We start from the raw sequence: 1199 nt of genomic DNA, 5'->3' as shown, positions 1-1199 counted from the left end.
CGGTGAGCGGGTCGCCGGGAACCGTCACGGTCACGGTTCCATCCAGTACCGAGGCGGTCACGAACCGGGAGCGTTCGGTCGGCCCGGCGAGGTAGCTGAAGCCGGCCTGCGCGCCGGGGCCGGCGTCGAGCCAGATCGCGTGGGCACTGTCCCGGTAGAGCGCGTCGAAGGCATCCGCCGGGTCCCACCAGCCGTCGAGGTCCCAGCGTTCGACGTCGCCCCTGCCGGGACTGCGACGAGGACGGGCTGATGCGGACACGCCCCCAGCCTAGGGCGCTCGCCGGACCGGACCGGCAGATTCAGACGGGCGGGCCCGGGAGTGCCGGACGGGCTCGGACGGGCAGGGTCAGGCGGGAAGGGTCACCCGGGCGGTGATGAGCTCATCGGGCACCGGGGTGTGCGAGATGAGCAGGACGGCCCTGCCGTCCTCTGCCGCCGTCGCGAGGATGTCCCGAACGAGACGGTCGCCCTGCGCCTCGTCCACGTTCGCGGTGGGTTCGTCGACGACGAGCACGGGGAAGTCCGCCAGGAGCGCCCTGGCGAGGGCGATCCGCTGGGCCTGGCCGCCGGAGACGAGGGCACCGCGTTCGCCGACCCTCGCGTCCAGTCCTCCGCGCTGTGCGGTCCAGTCGCCGAGGCCGACCCGGTCGAGCACGGCGAGCAGGTCGTCGTCGCTCGCGGTTTCCCTGGCGAACAGCAGGTTCTGGCGGATGCTGTCGTCGAAGAGCCAGGGTTGTTGCTCGCACAGTCCGACGACGCGGCGCACGGCGGAGGGTGCGAGCGTGTTCGCCTCGACCCCGTCGAGCGTGTACGAACCGGTGTAGTCGAGGAAACGGACGAGCACCTGCGCGAGCGTGGTCTTGCCGGCGCCGCTCTGGCCGGCGAGGTGGACGCGTTCACCGGGGCCGAGGCGGAGGGTCACGCCGGAGACGCCGGGCTCCGTGGCGCCGGGCCAGGAAGCGCCGACCCCTCTCAGCAGCAGCACAGGCTGCGCGGACATGGCGGCGACGGCGTCCCGCCCGGAATCGGCGTCGCTCTCGATCGGGATCTCCCGCGGGACCGTGGTGGGTACGGCATCCGCAACACGTTGGGCGCTCGATCGCACCTGGCGCCAGGCGCCGAGGGCGGCCGAGAGATAGGCCTCAGGGTGCGGTTTGCTCTGGAGGACCATGTCACCGGCGACGATCGCATCGAATGCG

Annotated in this window: 1 protein-coding gene and 1 pseudogene; both read right to left on the bottom strand. The window is 72.4% G+C overall.

Going from position 1 to position 1199, the window contains the following annotated elements:
* Positions 1-259 (bottom strand): annotated as a pseudogene (locus QN345_RS19310) (hypothetical protein); the annotation flags it as partial.
* Positions 260-346: 87 nt separating this feature from the next.
* On the bottom strand, positions 347-1199 hold an 853-nt coding region (locus QN345_RS19305), incomplete at its 5' end, for an ATP-binding cassette domain-containing protein (RefSeq protein ID WP_323509147.1).

Origin of the sequence: Cryobacterium sp. 10I1 (genome assembly GCF_035019805.1) — a bacterium.
Lineage (GTDB): Bacteria > Actinomycetota > Actinomycetes > Actinomycetales > Microbacteriaceae > Cryobacterium > Cryobacterium glucosi.
This window is presented reverse-complemented; position numbering and strand designations above follow the sequence as displayed.